This window comes from Tenacibaculum sp. MAR_2009_124 (assembly GCF_900105455.1).
Taxonomy (GTDB): domain Bacteria; phylum Bacteroidota; class Bacteroidia; order Flavobacteriales; family Flavobacteriaceae; genus Polaribacter.
The window spans coordinates 549,899-566,603 of sequence record NZ_FNSF01000002.1; the positions used below are offsets into that span (position 1 = coordinate 549,899).

Here is a 16,705-nt window from a genome sequence, read left to right on the forward strand (position 1 = left end):
ATACATATTAAACTATTTTATAAATTCAAATTATTATGAAAACAACAATGAAAATTGCTGTCATTGCCGTGATGGGAATGAGTTTTGGGTTGAAAGCTCAAGATAACAAAATTAGTACTACAGGTGATGTAGGAATAGGAACAACAAGTCCAAGTCATAAATTAAGTGTTTCGTCAAGCGATAATTCAGTATTAGAATTATCGAGTGATACTTCTGGAACATGGATGGATTTTGAGAATACAGAAGCATCTGCAGGTTCAAGAGTATGGAGTATGGGGCATCTTGGAAGTTCAGGAAAGTTTGGTATATATCAAAGAGATAATACAAACGAGTATCGTTTTCTAATTACGAAAGAAGGAAAAGTGGGTATTGGAACTTCTGGGCCTAGTCATAAATTAAGTGTTTCGTCAAGCGATAATTCAGTGATGGAACTATCGAGTGGAACTTCAGGGACATGGATGGATTTTGAGAATACTGCGGCATCTGCAGGTTCAAGATTATGGAGTATGGGGCATGCTGGAAGTTCAGGGATGTTTGGTATATATCAAAGAGATAATACAAACGAGTATCGATTTCTAATTACGAAAGAAGGAAAAGTGGGTATTGGAACTCCTGGGCCTAGTCATAAATTAAGTGTTTCGTCAAGTGATAATTCAGTAATGGAACTGTCGAGTGATACTTCTGGAACATGGATGGATTTTGAGAATAAAGCGGCTTCTGCGGGTTCAAGGATATGGAGTATTGGACACAATGGGAGAGGTGGAGCTTTTGGTATTTATCAAAGAGACAATACAAATGAATATAGATTGTATATTACTAACGATGGAAAAGTGGGAATTGGAACAAATAATCCGAAAGGATTTCAGCTAGGTGTAAATGGAAAAGTAGCAGCGACTGAGGTCAAGGTAGCGACATATTCTAATTGGTCTGATTTTGTATTTTATGATAATTACCAATTGCCGACACTGAAAGAAGTGGAAGCTCATATTCAAGAAAATGGGCATTTAAAAGATATTCCAAGTGCTGAAGAGGTTGAGAAAGATGGTTTCTTTTTAGGAGAAATGGATGCGAAACTATTACAAAAAATTGAAGAACTGACTTTGTATACCATTCAGCAAGAGAAAAAAATAGAATCATTGCAAGAGCAAAATAGTAAAATCGAAAGTCAACAGAAGCAAATTGACGATCAAAAGAATGAAATCGAAGAGTTAAAAAAGTTGGTTCAATCTTTGTTAAAAAACTAAGGTTACTATCGGTATAAATATAAATGGTTTAAGAGAGATTCTTAAACCATTTTTTTTGTTCTTGCCTAAAAAAGTTAACCTTAATTATTAAAATAAATTGGTTTACTTTGATTTAAGATTATCGCTGCAGTCATGGAAACAAGCATTATTTTGATATACGGAACACTTTTATTGAGCGTTATTTCAATTTGGACGGAAATTAAACTTTTAAAAAGAATACCATTATGGATTATTTTGCTTGGTCTTTCTTTTACTCTAGCTGTTATTTTTAAAAGAGTATCAATTGTCGGGTTAATCTATTCTGGTGTATTCGGACTATCCATCTTTTATTTTTATAAACGAAAGAACATTTGGTTGTTTTTATTAATAATTAGTCTAGCCATCCCTTTGTTTTTTCATTTCTCATTTACTAGTTTCAATAATTACAAATACTTAAATAGTGTTTCCTTATCACCGCATTCAATATCCTATAGTTTATACTTTAATCTAGATAAAACGTTAATAGGACTGTTTATTATTGGTTTTAGTTTTAAGAAAATGGATATATCAATAATGTCTTTATTGAAACGGATAGGAATATCACTGTTGATAATGTCTATTTTCTTTTTTGTATTAACGAGTGTTTTAGATTATTCCAAATTCGATCCGAAGTTACCAAGCTTTACAATCGTATGGATTCTATGTAATTTGTTCTTTATTTGTATGGCTGAAGAAGCTTTATTTAGAGGTTTTGTTCAAAAAGAATTGGAGATTTTTATCAAAGGAAAATTGTCGGGAATTATAAGTGTTGTTATCGCTTCTTTAGTTTTTGGAATGGCTCATTTTAAAGGAGGTTTAATGTATATAATATTATCTTCAATAGCAGGGCTGTTTTACGGATACGTTTACTTTAAGACAAAAAGAGTTGAAAGCTCGATGCTTTTGCACTTTCTGTTTAATCTCATTCATTTCTTACTTTTTGCTTATCCAGCATTGAAGCAATAAAAAAGAGCCTAGAATTTCTAGGCCCTTTCAAAATCAAATTAATTACAACTCTCGCGGGAAAACTATCGTTTCGACTTCACAAATGTGGCAGAATGTTGTTCTTTATGGTTTGTTATTTTAATAAAATACAAGCCTGCAGGAAGTTCTTCAATATTAATAGATTTATTAAAAGTATTTTGCTTCATTACTTTTCCATTGGCATCTGTAATGATATAGTTTGCATTTAAAATATCCTTATTACTTGAGATATTCAAAACATGACTTGCCGGGTTCGGATATATCGAAACATTTATAAGTTCATTGGTTATTTTGGGAGTATCCGTTTTTTCAGCTACGCGTAATGCGGTTTGAACAATGTTAATGGTGTAGTCTTCAACCTCTCCATCGTCAAACATTTCACAAGGAGTTGATGAACTATTGTATTTCAATGAAACACGCATTCTTGTTTCTCCTAATTTCGCTTCAACAGGTGTTTTTATTGAGAAAACTAAATTGTCACTTTTGGATATAGAAGTAGAAACAATTTTTTCGTTGTCATCAAATTGCCCATTTTGATTATAATCTATCCAAACGGTGAAGTATTCTGTATAAGGTCCTCCGTTGAAATTACAACTTAATGTTAAATCATTTGTCGAATTCGAAATAATGGTTGCAGTTTTAGCAGTAAAATCTCCATATCCTGAATCTGCATTGGATGCATTTGTCATGTCTCCATAAGAAACAAAATCGATCCATTCATACTGAATGTTCTTTCCTTTTGATTCACAATATCCAATACTATCGCTGGTAGTCGTTATCTCAATGCTATTACTGTTTTCAGAAACGTTTCCTGCGTAGTCAATTGCCTTTACAAAGAAAGAATAGGTACTATTTTTAGCGAGTTTTTCAACATTGAAACTCGTTCCGTTTGCAGTCGCTATTTTAGAATTATTACTGTAAATTTCATAAGTCTTTACTTTGACGTTGTCATTAGAAGCAGTCCAATTTAAGTTCACTGAAGTATCAGAAATATCACTTGCTTTTAAATTCATTGGAGCTTCAGGAGCGATCTCGTCGAGGCCAATTGTCTTATAAGAGATGTTATCGATTTTAGCTAAATCATTTCCTTTTTTTACAGAACTATCTTTTTTATATGTCCAAGATAAGGTATGTTGACCAGCAGGAACTTTAAAGCTTGTAGTTGCCCAAGGCTTTTCACCACTCCAACGCTTTTGCTGCTTATCGTCGATTTTAAAAATTAAGAAGTCATACCCTCCCTCAGAAGAAACCATATAATCGAATTTAATAGTACTTTCAACTGTAAAGTTTTCTGTAAGTGTTAAAACAGATTCTTGGTTGTCATTGACTGAACCAGATTGTGCGAAGTGATTGCTATTGTTCCCGATACTGAAAGAAGCTTGTCCAGAATTAGAAAAACTCGCTTGACTGAAATCTGCCGTTTCGAAATTTATAATATGATCCTTAATAACCTGATCGTAACCAAGTACGGTTATTGTGAATTCTTGATTGCTTGTATTTGTTCCATCACTAGCTGTTATGCGTACCTTATAAGAACCTTTCGCGTTATCGTCAGGAGTTCCTGTTAAAATAAACTTTCCATTAACCTTGTTTAGGGTTAACCAACTTGGAGTTTCGACAAGAGTTACTTCAACTGTGTCTTGACGATTTTCGTCAATTACATTAACTATGTACTCATAATTTTCACTGGTTCTGATAACGTTTTTAGGTGATGAATTAAATAAAGGTGCAAGGTTTGTAGGGTAAACGTCAATCATAATAGCATTGTTATCGATCCAATTATACTTACCGCCATGAGTTATCATTTCAGTAAGATAGAAATATCCATTACTTCTACCTGCCCAACCCCAGTTGATGTGAAAGTAATCTCCTTGATCCGTAGCGTCATATCCATCCAAGGCAAAAAGATGTCCTGCACCTCCAGCATTTGGGTCTTGAAGGTTTTTGCTCCTTCCAGAATATAAAACAGGTCTTTTTTCATTAAGTTGTTCCTTAATTAAACCACTCCAATTGTCGTCAGAATAATTATAACGATACACCATTCTGGCTCCGCTATTGTACTTAAAATACTTTTTCAAAGCTGATAAAGCATCGGCTGAATAAGCACCTGAACCACCATTAGCAGAGGTTCCGTAGTTCATGGAAACGGCAATACCACAATGATATGATAGTTTTGCGTTTTCGTTATCAGCATTAGTTTTGGACATGTTGTCCCAATCGTATAGTTGTTCCTCAAAATTAACGGAAAGACTCCCGTAAGTGCCATGGTTGTATGAACGCTGTCCTTTACCCATTTTTGGAAATTCCCAATAGCGCATTACTTGCGCCATAGCTGTGGCTACACAACCTACTATTGCTTGACCATCATCATTTTTAGGGCAGTATTTTTGAAAACCGCTAGATTGGGTGTAAAGAATATCGTCCATAAAAGGAGGGATAACAGTGGCTCTTCTTTGATTTCTTTTTGAATTAAATAAAGAATTCCATCCAGGGTGAGCAATTGCGGTTCCTCTTTGCTGTCCTTGATTATTGGCACTTTCAACAATAAATTCCTTGTAAGCATTCAACAAGTCTTTTGTTGTTTCGTTTTGCATGTTGTTATCGAAATAAGCTGATTCCGAATACGCCAAAATAGGTTTAGTTGCATCATCGGCAGATACAATTACAAAACCACCATTGTGGTAGTTAATTACAAAGTAAACAAGTTGGGTTTCATTGTAAACTTCGTCAATGGAAATGATTTTCTTAATTGAGTTCTTTGTAGAACTCCGTTGTTGTAGCTCAACCCATTTATTGGCAGCTGAAATAGCTTTTTTCTTGCTAATTGGGTTTGCTAGAATTCCTTGAATACAAAGGAATAGCGTGGTTAAAATGGTAATTTTTAGTTTCACTTTAAAATAATGTTTAAATTCAAAGGCAAAACTATGAGATACTATGCGTGCATAAAATAAGTGGTTTTACGAGAAATGTTATTGGTAGAGTTCCTAGTTTTTAATAGGGGTAAGGAGGAAGCTATATAGGGTAATTAGGTGTTTGAAATTCAACAATACTACCTATTTTGTTTTTTATTAAACATTTAAAACGGTATAATGTAGGGCTTTATGATGTTACTTTTATTGTTGGAATTACAATTAATAAAAATATAATGTTTAACTTTTTATTAAAATAGATAAACAAATATTATATTTGCTGATAATTAAACATTTAGAATTGATTCAGGTCATTTATTCAAAAGTATGACAACTACGAATTGTATTTGACTGGTAAAAATTATAAAAGAAAACGAATGAGAAAACTTGTTTTAGTATTGTGTGTATTGCAATCTATTTTTATAAACGCGCAAGATGTAGGGATGATAAAAGGAAAAGTAATTGATGCGAAAACGAGAGAACCTCTTCCTTTTGTAAATATTTTAATTGTTGGAACCGAAAATGGAGGAATGACGGACGATTTAGGAGAGTTTACAATTAAAAATGCTCCACTTGGATATAGACAAGCACGTGCTTCATTTGTTGGTTATAAGACAGTTACTTCTGATGATTATTTAATTACAAAAGAAAAGGTGCCCTATATCACTATTGAAATGATAGAAGATGCAACTCAACTTGCAGAAGTGGAGGTAAAAACCAAACTATTTAAAAAAACATTAGAAAGTCCAGTATCCTTGCAATCTTTAGGGGTTGCTGAGATTGAGAGGAATCCAGGAGGTAATAGAGATGTTTTAAGAGTTATTCAGTCCTTCCCCGGTGTAGCTTCAAATCCAGGATTTAGAAACGATATTATTATTCGAGGTGGAGCCACTTCCGAAAACAAATTTTATGTGGATGGTATTGAAGTTCCTGTAATTAATCATTTTCAAACACAAGGAGCCACTGGTGGTCCAGTAGGTATTATGAATACAGATTTAATTCGAAAGGTAGATTTTTATTCGAGTGCCTTTCCATCAAACCGAGGAAATACCTTAAGTTCTATTATTGAGTTCACGCAGAAAACAGGAAACCCAGACAGATTAAATGTAAGAGCAACATTAGGTACATCAGATGCAGGTATTACAATAGATGGACCGATTGGTGAAAATACAACGTATATAGCTTCGTTTAGGCAATCGTATTTAAAGTTCCTTTTTAAACTTATTAAACTCCCTTTTTTACCAACCTATAATGACTTCCAGTTTAATGTGAAAACTAAGTTGAGTGATAAAAGTGAATTGTCTTTTATCGGTTTAGGAGCCATTGACGATTTTGAAATCAACACTGAGGTTAACAATGGTGTAACAGATGAAGAACAAAGAAAGGCAAATCAATATATTTTAAATACAGTTCCAGTAAATGGACAATGGAATTATACCGTAGGTGTTAATTATAAACGTTTTGGAGAGAATTCTACGCAACAATTTGTGTTTAGTAGAAATGAATGGAAGAACTTCGCAACGAAGTACTTTATGAATGATGAATCTAGTCGAGACAATTTATTGTTGGACTATAATTCGAAAGAAACAGAAAATAAATTTCGTTTTGAAAATACATTGAGAAGAGGGAAGTATACTTTGAATCTTGGGATGAATCTTGAGTTAGCTAATTATACGAATGATACGGAGCAGAAAATAGTGAATACCCAAAATGTAGCATTGAGAAAATTTAATTCTGAAGTAAACTTTTTTAAATATGGATTGTTTGGACAATTTTCTACTTCGCTTTTCAATGATAAGCTAGGGGTTTCTTTTGGATTCCGATTTGATGGAATTGATTATAACAGTGAAATGAAAAACTTGTTCAATCAATTTTCACCAAGAATTGCTACCACCTATAATTTCAGTGATAAATGGTCTTGGAATAGCTCTTTAGCTATTTATAAGCAGTTACCTTCTTATACTATTTTAGGATTTAGAGACAACAATAACGAATTGGTAAATAAAAGAGGATTAAAATACATTGAATCTCAACATGCGGTTTCTGGTTTAGAATTTAGACCAGATAATCTAACTAAATTGAGCGTTGAAGGTTTTTACAAAAAATATAATGACTATCCATTTTCGGTTAGAGATCAAATTAGTTTAGCAAATTTAGGAGCAGACTTTGGTGTTGTAGGGAATGAAGAAGTAGTATCTAATTCAACAGGAAGAGCCTATGGATTTGAAATTTTGGCACAAAAGAAATCTTATAAAGGTTTATATGGAATAGCAGCCTATACCTTTGTTAGAAGTGAATTTAAAAATAGTGTAGGGAATTATATTCCATCAACATGGGATAACAGACACTTGTTAACGATTACTGCTGGAAAGAAGCTGGCGAAAAACTGGGAAGTAGGAACTAAGTTTAGATTAGTAGGAGGAAGACCTTATACTCCTTATGACTACAATGCTTCTTCGTTAATAACTAATTACAATGTTAGTAACGGAGGTATTTTAGATTTTGCTCGTTTAAATTCTGAAAGATTTGGAACCTATACTCAATTGGATTTTAGAGTTGATAAAACGTGGTTTCTTAAAAAGTTATCGATTAACTTGTTTTTAGATATTCAAAATGTATATGCTAGTTCAGCGGATCGACAATTATTCTTGTTACCACAAGAGGATGCTAACGGTACGCGATTAACAGATCCAAATGATCCTTCAAGATACTTGCTAGAGGAAGTAGGAGATTCTTCTGGAAGAGCCATCCCTAGAATTGGGGTAATTGTAGATTTTTAAATTGTTTTATTATTTATTGTTCTTTTAATTAGTATCAAAAAAGCTAAATTGCCCTAACAACTAAATAATTTAAAAATAATGAAGGAATTACTATTAGGGGCTACTATCTTTTTCTTAGGATTTGGAACTGTAAACGCCCAAGAATATCAGTTCAAAACCATTACTGATATTGAAAGTACACAGATAAAAAGTCAGGATATAACGGGAACTTGTTGGAGTTTTTCAACAACATCGTTTTTGGAATCAGAAGTAATAAGGTTAACAGGAAAGGATATTGATTTATCTGAGATGTTTACGGTAAGAAATACCTATTCCGATAAAGCTATAAATTATTTATATCGACAAGGTAAGGCACAGTTTAGTGAAGGGGGCTTAGCACATGATGTAATCAATTCAGTTGAGAAATTTGGATTGGTTCCTGAAAACGCTTTTACGGGATTACAAACCGGAGAAGATAGGCATAACCATGCAGAATTGATTGCAGTATTAAAAAATATGTTAGATACTTATATTAAAAATCCAGCTGGGCAATTAAGTACAAAATGGAAGCCGTCTGTAGAAAGTGTTCTTGATGTATATTTAGGAGAGAATAAAAAAGAGTTTGTGTTTGAAGGTAAAAGATATACTCCAAAATCATTTGCTGAATATGTTAAAATAAACCCTTCGAACTATATTACATTAAGTTCTTTTGAGCATGTTAAAAAATACACGCCTTTTGTACTAAGTATTCCTGATAATTTTTCAAATGGTTCTTTCTATAATATTTCTTTAGATGAATTGGTTTCTGTTACCAAAAGCGCATTAAAAAACGGATATACTGTTGCGTTAGATTGTGATGTTTCAGAAAAAACCTTTTCTTCAATGGCGGGCGTTGCAGTAATACCTGCATCGAGTTCGAATAAGAAGAAATCACTAAAGCAGCTTGTGCAAGAGAAAAATATTACTCCAGCTTACAGGCAAGCAGAATTTGAAAACTTTAATACAACAGATGATCATTTAATGCATATTGTTGGAATAGTTAAAGATCAAAAGAATAATACTTACTTTAAGGTGAAAAATTCTTGGGGAACCAAACAAGGAAATAATGGATATGTTTACATGTCTGTTCCTTATTTCCGATTAAAAACAATTTCAGTATTATTGCACAAAGATGCCGTATCAAAAGATATAATAACAAAATTAAAACTTTAGATTAACGTATTAGTTTATATGTATTAAAAACACTCAAGAATAACTTTCTTGGGTGTTTTTTTATGATTAAAGTTAAAACTTAGGTTAAACGTGGAATTTTGTATCTTTCCAGTGTTAACAAAAAAATCGATTAGATTATGGAAGAAAAGTTGAATAGCGGGGAATCCGTAGAACAATCTAAACAAGCTGTTCAGGACGATGCAAAAGGTCTATGGGAAAGTTCCAAGAAATTCTTAATGGAGCTTTTAGATTTTAGACATGATACTGATCAAGAAGCAACAATTGAAGCGATTAAAGGAGATATTGCTTTTAAAGGAGCCACAGCTTGGATTTTAATTTGTTCTATTTTCGTTGCATCGATAGGTTTAAATGCCAATTCAACTGCAGTGGTTATCGGAGCCATGTTAATTTCTCCACTAATGGGACCTATTTTGGGAATAGGAATGTCTATTGCTATTAACGATATTGATACATTGAAAAAATCGCTAATAAACTTGGCGACAATGATTGTACTGAGTTTATTAACTGCTTTTTTGTTTTTCTTTGTGTTTCCATTAAAGGAAGAAACATCAGAGCTTCTCGGACGCGTTCAACCAGATATCCGAGATGTATTAATCGCTTTTTTTGGTGGGTTAGCTTTAATTATTGCAAGAACTAAAAAAGGAACAATTGCTTCAGTAATATTTGGAGTGGCGATTGCTACTGCATTAATGCCTCCGCTATGTACGGCTGGATACGGTTTAGCGATTGGGAAATTTGATTACTTTTTTGGAGCGATGTATCTTTTTACAATCAACGCCATTTTTATAGCACTAGCAACATTTGTTGTATTGAAAGTGTTGGGATTCACGATGATGCGTTATGTGAATTCTGCAAAACGAAAAAGAATTGCACGTTTGGCTTCTTTTGTAGCAATATTGGTAATGATCCCGGCTATTTTTACATTTATGAGGGTGTATAATGAAACAATGATAATGGCAAACTATAGGTCATTCATTAAGGAAAAAGTTGAGGAAAATGATAATTTATGGTTGCAAAAAAAGGATATAGATAAAAAAGAGAAAACTATTAAGTTGTTTTTTAATGGTGAATTATCTGCCGCAATTAAATCTAGTTTAGAAAATGAATTAAAAAGCTACGATAAGATAAAAGATTTCTATATTGACTTTAATGAGAATGGAGTTAAAAGCCTAAATGATTTGTCTACATCATTACAAAGGTCATATGCAGATATCGATGAAAAAAATAACATTATAAAAGGCCTTCAAAAAGAAATTGATGATTTAAAACTAACCATTTCGGATTTAAACACAAGAATTGAACAAAATGCCTTAGAAAAGGATAAAAATTCAGTTCCCTTTAATTCAATAATGAAAGAAGCTAAAATCCGATATAACGATATTACATCGATGAGTTTTACCAATAGATTAGTCTCTAAGGATTTTATTAAAGTAGATACCGTTCCAGAAATGACTGTATCTTGGAGTAAAAAACTGCACGACTCTACGATAGTGAAAAAGGAAAAAGAACTAAAAGAATGGCTGCAAAAAGAATTGTCTATTAAAAACTTAGAACTAAAAAAGTAATAGCAAGAAGTATAAAATTAGAAGTTTAGAGAAAAACATGGTTTTGGGATCATGTTGAGATGTCATATGTTGCACATACGATAATTTTAAATATTTTATTGAGTAAAAAATGATAGTTAAAAGATTAAAGGAAGTAATAACTTACAAAGGAATTAGTACTCAGGAGTTTTCCAATGGAACTAATCTTAATACAGAAGAATTAGAGAGTATTTTAAATGGAAATACACCGGTAAATGAGAGGTTTTTAAAATCTGTTTTAGAATCGTATCCCGAAATTAATGCGAATTGGCTCATTTTGGGAGAAGGAGAAATGATAGAAGCAAACAATAATTGGGGAAAATATGTAAAGAACTTAGATCAATTGGTTCCTGAAGAAATTCTTGATTACATACTTACGAATTCGAGTAAGTTCAGAGGAGAACCTAAAATTGATGCGATAGTGGATTTATTCTCAAATTTTGAACAGCAAAGAGAGTTACAAAAAATGTATGATAAAATTGAAAGGTACGAGAAATTGTTAGAAGACAAGATAGGGGACTAAGGGGAGAATAATTATAGAGTTGTTGTGTTATTTAAAACTGGTACATGTGAGCTTTGTTCAAAAACTCACTCATTTTTTGATCTAGTTGATTATTAAGTTTAGCCGTTTTGCTTTCTTCTTCGACCACTTTCTTGGCGATTTCAATAATGGTTTTTTTCTCTCTATTTTCACGTTGCTCTTTGGTAGAGTAACGCTTTTTTCTGAAAAACCTTCTTAATATTTTGGCTATAAGTTTTTTCATAAATAGTTAAACGTCTTTTAGAGTGGTTAGAATATCATTATCAAAGGCATCGGCGTTTTCTCTTACCGTGTCTGTTGCCAACATGGCTTTGTCATTTCTTTCAGCATACAGCGCTTTTAGCGCCACTCTTGGGTAGTGTATAGTTTTTATTTTATCGATTAAAGACAGTTGCTTTAATATAATGTCATCTTTATAAGTATAATTCTTTACTAAAAAGTAGGTGAAAAAAGTAGCAAGGCAGGCGCAAACTAGAATCATTAAAATATAGCTGTTTTTGGAGAAATCACTTTGAGTTAAAAATATTAAATGGATCATCCAAAAAAAAGATACAGCTATACCTGTCAAGGAAATGAATTGAAAACGATAGGTGCTGCCATTGACAATATCGTCATACAAGGATTTACAACTAAAAAACATAAGAGCAGATACTAAACCAAAAACAAAAATCCAAAAGTGAAAACTCTTTCTCCCACGGAAAGAATGTTCATCAACATATTTTCGTTTTGTTCTAGTGTATTCTCTGAGTTGTTCGTTAGACAGTTCTTTATGCGTTGTATAGTCTTTAATGAGTTTTTCTGAAAGAACTAGGATTGAATCTCTGTTTAATGTTACATTTAAATCTTTTTGGTAATTTTCTAATATCTCTATTGTACCTAAATCTCTTTTATCGATTATTGTTTTATATTTTTTTTTGTGGTTTAAGTACTTTTCAGAATTGGGAGCAAAAAATATATGAAATAAAGACAAGGTCACTAGAATAAAAGCGACCGAGCCTTTTATTATGATATTGATGTTTTTAATCACCAGTCTCTTCGTCCTCTCCATCATCTTTACTTCCTTCATCATCTGGGTCGACGCATGAGAAGATGTCGAGTTGTGTATTTTCTTCTGTTTGTTGTTCATTTTTATTTAAATCCTCTAATGAATTATCTGTACAATTTACAAATAATACCATCGTAAAAACAAGTGCGAAAAGTGTAATAAGTTTTCTCATGATTACTTCAAAATTTTATATTAATAGTGAAGTAAAGTTAGAACATTAATTAAATCTGTTCGCTTGTTATTTTCTGTTAATCAGTACCCATACCGAAATAACGTCAAACTTAGGGTGTTTATCTTATAGTTACAATACCTATTTACCCTAGATGTTTTTTAAGGGTTTTCCCTAGTTTTTATTATTTAAATAAACGAAAGAAATAAAACTGAAATTTTTGATTTTCATTAAAAAGAATCTAATTAATTGGAAGTATGGGTTTTATAGAATAGGGTTTTTCGTAAAGAACTAAACTTTAGGCTATGATCAAATTGAAGGCTTTAGAGAAAAAGAGCCAAAATGAAACAATTTGGTAAGTTTTGTTAAAAATGGAAGAATATACTTATAAAATCAAAAACCGAGCATTGCTCGGTTTTCTTTTTTGATCTTTGTTAGAACGTAGTAAGTTAGAACTTTATGGGTTATTGGTTAACAACTCTAAATGTCGTTCTACGATTTGCTGAGTGCTCTCTTTCAGTACAAGAAACACCATCGGCACATCTATTTGTTAATCTATTTTCACCGTATCCATTCGCTGATAATTGACTTGGGTTAATTCTTTTTGAAATCAAATAGTTAACAACAGCTTGCGCTCTTCTTTCCGATAATGATTGGTTACTGGTTTTTGATCCTCTAGAATCTGTATGAGACTCTATAGCAACAGCTACTCCATCTTTTAGTATTGGTAATAGTCTACCATCTATAATTCTTTTAGCTCCGGCAGTTAACGTTGCACTACCTAAATTCCAATTGATAGGAAGTGGTGTGTTTTCAACTAATTTACATTCAACTTCTTTCCATGAAGTCAATCCTCCTTTTGATACTAAAACTTCTTTAGTTACGGTTTTGTATTTAGCTGCAACTGTAACTTCTTCTTGCCAAGCGTCTTTTTCTAATACCGTTTTCTTTACGTCTTTATAAACAGCAGGTATTTCTATTTCTCTTACGCTTGGAGGACTTGTCATTACTCTCCTGGTATACGTTTTATCGAAACCATTTACAGGAGTTTTTTCTGTTGAAGCATCACTTGATAGCTTTGTGATAGGAATCGTTTCAAAATTGGCTGGAATAGGTTTATAACACCAATATCTACAGTCATTAGGATCGCTTGATTCACAATCAGGAGCTTTTTCGCTCATTTCCCAACGAGCAGATGCCGCTTTTGTTTCAATAGTTTCTGAATCTGAAACAAAACTAGCTGGTACTACCCTTAGTTTATTGGCATCTTCTTTTGCAGTATAAGAAATTGATTTATTTTCCCAAACAGCAGGAACAATCTCTAAACGTTTGCCAGCTTCTTTTACTAATACTTTTTCTGTTACTGTTTTATATGCTGCAGGATAGGTTACAATTTTTTTGTAAGCTGGTGCAACTTCTATTTTTACTTCCTCGTTTTTCCAAACATCAGGAGTTTTACATCGCACATAACATTTCCCTGGTTCTGGATTGCTAGGTAAATCTTGAGCAGAGGCCGTTGTTATTGCTAGAGCAAATGCCCCAATCAAGAATAATTGATTTTTCATAAGATAAAAATATTTGTGATTAAATGGTTTCACTTTTATGACCCTTCAAGGGAAGTTAAGTCACATATACACAAATATATAAAAAACAGCGAGTTGTTAAAGGAATGTTAAAGTTTTTTATAACTTATTGAAATATAAACTTTTAATGATTCCGTCTGACAAGCCTATTTTAGGTACGAAAATTTTTCTTGCTCCACTCCATTTCATTGCTGAAAGGTAAATTTTCGTCGCAGGAATAATCACATCTGCTCTGTCGGGGTTTAATCCTAATTCAGAAATTCGTTCTCGATAAGACATCTTTTTCAAAAACTGATACTGGGCATTTAAATATATATAGGAAATTGGTTTTCCAAGTTCACGCCCCGACATTTTAAAAAGTTTGTTAATATTGCCGCCTGATCCAATTAATGAAATTCGCTTGTAATCTTCTGTATTTTCCTCAATCCAACGTTGCACTTTTTTAAAGATTAATTTATTTTCAGCTTTTGCGTTATTAATTAATCTCACAGTTCCTATTTTAAACGATTTAGAGTTCACAATTTTCCCTTTCGAAAATAAAGTGAATTCGGTACTACCTCCACCAACATCTACATATAAGTACGTAGAATCCGATTTAATCAAAGAACTCAAATCAGTTGATGAAATGATTGCCGCTTCTTTTTTACCATCGATAATATCAATGTCAATTTCGGTTTCTTTTAAAATTTTATCTACTACTTCTTTACCATTAGAAGCTTCTCGCATGGCCGAAGTAGCACAAGCTTTGTATTTTGAAACACCATGAACTTTCATTATTAATTTAAAAGCATTCATGGCATCAATCATTCTGTCAATATTTCCATCAGAAATTTGTCCACTAACAAAAGCATCGGCTCCCAGTCGGATAGGAACACGAACTAAGGATGACTTTTTGAACTGAGGTTCTGCATCTTCGCTTTCTATAATATTTGCAACTAACAATCTTACCGCATTCGAACCAATATCTATGGCACCGTACTTTGTTATTTTCAAAATGTAATATTTTATCTATGATACTTTGGAAATTCAACCAAAACAGTAGTTCCTTTTTTGATATCTTTCCAATGTTTTTCGTTAAACTTAATTCCAATTACACCACAGGTTGGTACATGAGCAAGAGGTTTGTTTCCAAATTTGTTTACAAATGTATTAATTCCATGGTCATGGCTAAAGACTATGGCGCTACTGAAACCGTCATCAAGAGCTTTTACAGTTTTTACTAAGTATCCATCACTGAAACTGTAAAGTTGACGTTTAATTTGTAGGTTCGATAAAGGATAGTCAAAGTTTTCGCAAAATATAACCGCAGTATGCAGGGCTCTATTGGCGCTACTAGAAACAAAAACATCGGGTTTTTTAAGTTTCTTTGCCAATATTTTTGATAGTAAATGCGCATCGTTGATACCCCGTTTTTTTAACGGTCTATCAATATCTTTTACGCCATCATATTCCCATGATGACTTTGCGTGTCTAACAATATATATTGTCTTCATGTACGTTTTAAAGGATGTGTAAATATAAAACTAAGGAGCTAAACGTTCAAGTTTCCAAGAAAAATCTTTTTGTAAAGTATATCTGATTCTATCATGTAAACGATTTGGACGCCCTTGCCAAAACTCAATTGAAACAGGTTTTACTATAAAACCGCCCCAATGTTCAGGTCTAGGTATTTCAATATCTTTAAACTTCTTTTCATAGCTTGAAAGACTCCCCTCTATTTCCTCACGAGAAGAAATTATTTGACTTTGATTTGAAGCCCATGCCCCTAATTTACTACCATCGGGCCTAGATTCAAAATAACCATCAGATAAATTAGAAGGAACCTTTTCTGCTTTTCCTTTAATGATTATTTGCTGTTCCAAAGCTGGCCAAAAAAATGACAAACATACTTTATCGTTTTCAATAATAGCCCTCCCTTTCTCTGATTCGTAATTGGTGTAAAAAATAAAACCTTCCCAAGTGTATTTTTTTAAGAGAACAATTCTATTTTTTGGAAAACCATCAAAACCTAGTGTTGAAACATTCATAGCATTAGCTTCTTCTACCATTCCAGATTCGTCGGCATTTAAAAACCAATTTCTGAATAACTCTATAGGAGTTTCTGGGCAATTTTCTTCTAGCAACTCATGCTTTTCGTAAGACTTTCGGTAATTACTTAAATCGTGCGCCATTACATCATTTTTTTTATCTCTGTAAAATTACTTATTTAATTGTGAAAAAACGAGAGTGACAATAGTGAAATATTATAACTGTTAGCATAAATAAGACATATGTATCAAGCAAGTTGGTGAATCAACAATTAAAAACTTTCAATTTATTTTTCTGTTTCTTTCAGTTTATTTTTTCCTCCTAAAATGAATAGAGCAAGTCCGAGAACAACAAAAGAAATCTTTATAACCCAAGCCATAGTTTTTCCCCAATCATATATCCAAACTAAAAGTTTAGGTACTCTGCCTATTAAACCAAGAATAATTGCAAATACTCCAAATAATGCAATGTATGTTCCAATTTTTCTCATCAGTATGTTTTTTGTTCAATTTGTTTCAGTCTGATATAAAAGTACTAAATCAAAATAGTAAGAAGAGGAATAAGGGTAAAATTGTTTTATAGTATTTGAGTTTTTAACAAATAAAGCAA

Annotated in this window: 15 protein-coding genes; 6 read left to right on the forward strand and 9 right to left on the reverse strand. The window is 32.5% G+C overall.

Annotation, left to right across the window (positions count from 1 at the left end):
• Positions 1–35 precede the first annotated feature (35 nt).
• Complete coding sequence (locus tag BLW23_RS08975; RefSeq protein ID WP_093668973.1) at positions 36–1,244, forward strand: DUF4200 domain-containing protein; 1,209 nt, start codon at positions 36–38, stop codon at positions 1,242–1,244.
• Between the two features lie 132 nt (positions 1,245–1,376).
• Positions 1,377–2,228, forward strand: a complete 852-nt coding sequence (locus BLW23_RS08980; RefSeq protein ID WP_093668975.1) for a CPBP family intramembrane glutamic endopeptidase — start codon at positions 1,377–1,379, stop codon at positions 2,226–2,228.
• A gap of 62 nt (positions 2,229–2,290) precedes the next feature.
• On the opposite strand, the gene BLW23_RS08985 is transcribed toward BLW23_RS08980, so the two are convergent.
• Positions 2,291–5,137, reverse strand: a complete 2,847-nt coding sequence (locus tag BLW23_RS08985; protein ID WP_093668977.1) for a C10 family peptidase — start codon at positions 5,135–5,137, stop codon at positions 2,291–2,293.
• Positions 5,138–5,532: 395 nt separating this feature from the next.
• Here BLW23_RS08985 and BLW23_RS08990 point away from each other — a divergent pair, with 395 nt between their 5' ends.
• The 4 genes from BLW23_RS08990 to BLW23_RS09005 all read left to right on the forward strand — a co-directional run bounded on the left by BLW23_RS08990 (position 5,533) and on the right by BLW23_RS09005 (position 11,253).
• The gene (locus BLW23_RS08990; RefSeq protein WP_093668979.1) at positions 5,533–7,935 is read left to right on the forward strand and encodes a TonB-dependent receptor; all 2,403 of its coding nucleotides are present in this window, start codon (positions 5,533–5,535) and stop codon (positions 7,933–7,935) included.
• 78 nt (positions 7,936–8,013) lie between these two features.
• Entirely contained in the window at positions 8,014–9,126 is a 1,113-nt protein-coding gene (locus tag BLW23_RS08995) for a C1 family peptidase (protein WP_093668981.1), read from the forward strand.
• Between the two features lie 137 nt (positions 9,127–9,263).
• Positions 9,264–10,712: a DUF389 domain-containing protein gene (locus tag BLW23_RS09000; RefSeq protein WP_093668983.1), complete on the forward strand. Its 1,449-nt coding sequence runs from the start codon at positions 9,264–9,266 to the stop codon at positions 10,710–10,712.
• A gap of 109 nt (positions 10,713–10,821) precedes the next feature.
• The gene (locus BLW23_RS09005) at positions 10,822–11,253 is read left to right on the forward strand and encodes a hypothetical protein (protein ID WP_093668985.1); all 432 of its coding nucleotides are present in this window, start codon (positions 10,822–10,824) and stop codon (positions 11,251–11,253) included.
• 31 nt (positions 11,254–11,284) lie between these two features.
• Here the strand turns inward: BLW23_RS09005 and BLW23_RS09010 are convergent, their stop codons facing one another.
• From BLW23_RS09010 to BLW23_RS09045, 8 genes are all read right to left on the reverse strand, one after another.
• The gene (locus BLW23_RS09010; RefSeq protein WP_093668988.1) at positions 11,285–11,494 is read right to left on the reverse strand and encodes a hypothetical protein; all 210 of its coding nucleotides are present in this window, start codon (positions 11,492–11,494) and stop codon (positions 11,285–11,287) included.
• A 6-nt stretch (positions 11,495–11,500) separates the two neighbouring features.
• Entirely contained in the window at positions 11,501–12,241 is a 741-nt protein-coding gene (locus BLW23_RS09015; RefSeq protein WP_093668990.1) for a hypothetical protein, read from the reverse strand.
• Positions 12,242–12,290: 49 nt separating this feature from the next.
• Complete coding sequence (locus tag BLW23_RS09020; RefSeq protein ID WP_093668992.1) at positions 12,291–12,488, reverse strand: hypothetical protein; 198 nt, start codon at positions 12,486–12,488, stop codon at positions 12,291–12,293.
• Positions 12,489–12,949: 461 nt separating this feature from the next.
• Complete coding sequence (locus tag BLW23_RS09025) at positions 12,950–14,050, reverse strand: OmpA family protein (RefSeq protein WP_093668994.1); 1,101 nt, start codon at positions 14,048–14,050, stop codon at positions 12,950–12,952.
• 117 nt (positions 14,051–14,167) lie between these two features.
• The gene (locus BLW23_RS09030) at positions 14,168–15,064 is read right to left on the reverse strand and encodes a Ppx/GppA phosphatase family protein (protein WP_093668996.1); all 897 of its coding nucleotides are present in this window, start codon (positions 15,062–15,064) and stop codon (positions 14,168–14,170) included.
• A gap of 8 nt (positions 15,065–15,072) precedes the next feature.
• A complete protein-coding gene (locus tag BLW23_RS09035; RefSeq protein WP_093668998.1) occupies positions 15,073–15,561 on the reverse strand; it encodes a SixA phosphatase family protein in 489 nt (162 codons plus the stop codon).
• A gap of 30 nt (positions 15,562–15,591) precedes the next feature.
• The gene (pdxH, locus tag BLW23_RS09040) at positions 15,592–16,239 is read right to left on the reverse strand and encodes a pyridoxamine 5'-phosphate oxidase (protein ID WP_093669000.1); all 648 of its coding nucleotides are present in this window, start codon (positions 16,237–16,239) and stop codon (positions 15,592–15,594) included.
• A 143-nt stretch (positions 16,240–16,382) separates the two neighbouring features.
• Positions 16,383–16,586: a hypothetical protein gene (locus tag BLW23_RS09045; RefSeq protein WP_093669002.1), complete on the reverse strand. Its 204-nt coding sequence runs from the start codon at positions 16,584–16,586 to the stop codon at positions 16,383–16,385.
• Positions 16,587–16,705: the final 119 nt, after the last annotated feature.

Bases quoted from the DNA above. Each gene is read 5' to 3' on its own strand.
- BLW23_RS09000 (WP_093668983.1), top strand. From the start codon at position 9,264: ATGGAAGAAAAGTTGAATAGCGGGGAATCCGTAGAACAATCTAAACAA.
- BLW23_RS09025 (WP_093668994.1), bottom strand. From the start codon at position 14,050: ATGAAAAATCAATTATTCTTGATTGGGGCATTTGCTCTAGCAATAACA.
- BLW23_RS09005 (WP_093668985.1), top strand. From the start codon at position 10,822: ATGATAGTTAAAAGATTAAAGGAAGTAATAACTTACAAAGGAATTAGT.
- BLW23_RS08975 (WP_093668973.1), top strand. From the start codon at position 36: ATGAAAACAACAATGAAAATTGCTGTCATTGCCGTGATGGGAATGAGT.
- pdxH (WP_093669000.1), bottom strand. From the start codon at position 16,239: ATGGCGCACGATTTAAGTAATTACCGAAAGTCTTACGAAAAGCATGAG.
- BLW23_RS08980 (WP_093668975.1), top strand. From the start codon at position 1,377: ATGGAAACAAGCATTATTTTGATATACGGAACACTTTTATTGAGCGTT.
- BLW23_RS08995 (WP_093668981.1), top strand. From the start codon at position 8,014: ATGAAGGAATTACTATTAGGGGCTACTATCTTTTTCTTAGGATTTGGA.
- BLW23_RS08990 (WP_093668979.1), top strand. From the start codon at position 5,533: ATGAGAAAACTTGTTTTAGTATTGTGTGTATTGCAATCTATTTTTATA.
- BLW23_RS09045 (WP_093669002.1), bottom strand. From the start codon at position 16,586: ATGAGAAAAATTGGAACATACATTGCATTATTTGGAGTATTTGCAATT.
- BLW23_RS09035 (WP_093668998.1), bottom strand. From the start codon at position 15,561: ATGAAGACAATATATATTGTTAGACACGCAAAGTCATCATGGGAATAT.
- BLW23_RS09020 (WP_093668992.1), bottom strand. From the start codon at position 12,488: ATGAGAAAACTTATTACACTTTTCGCACTTGTTTTTACGATGGTATTA.
- BLW23_RS09010 (WP_093668988.1), bottom strand. From the start codon at position 11,494: ATGAAAAAACTTATAGCCAAAATATTAAGAAGGTTTTTCAGAAAAAAG.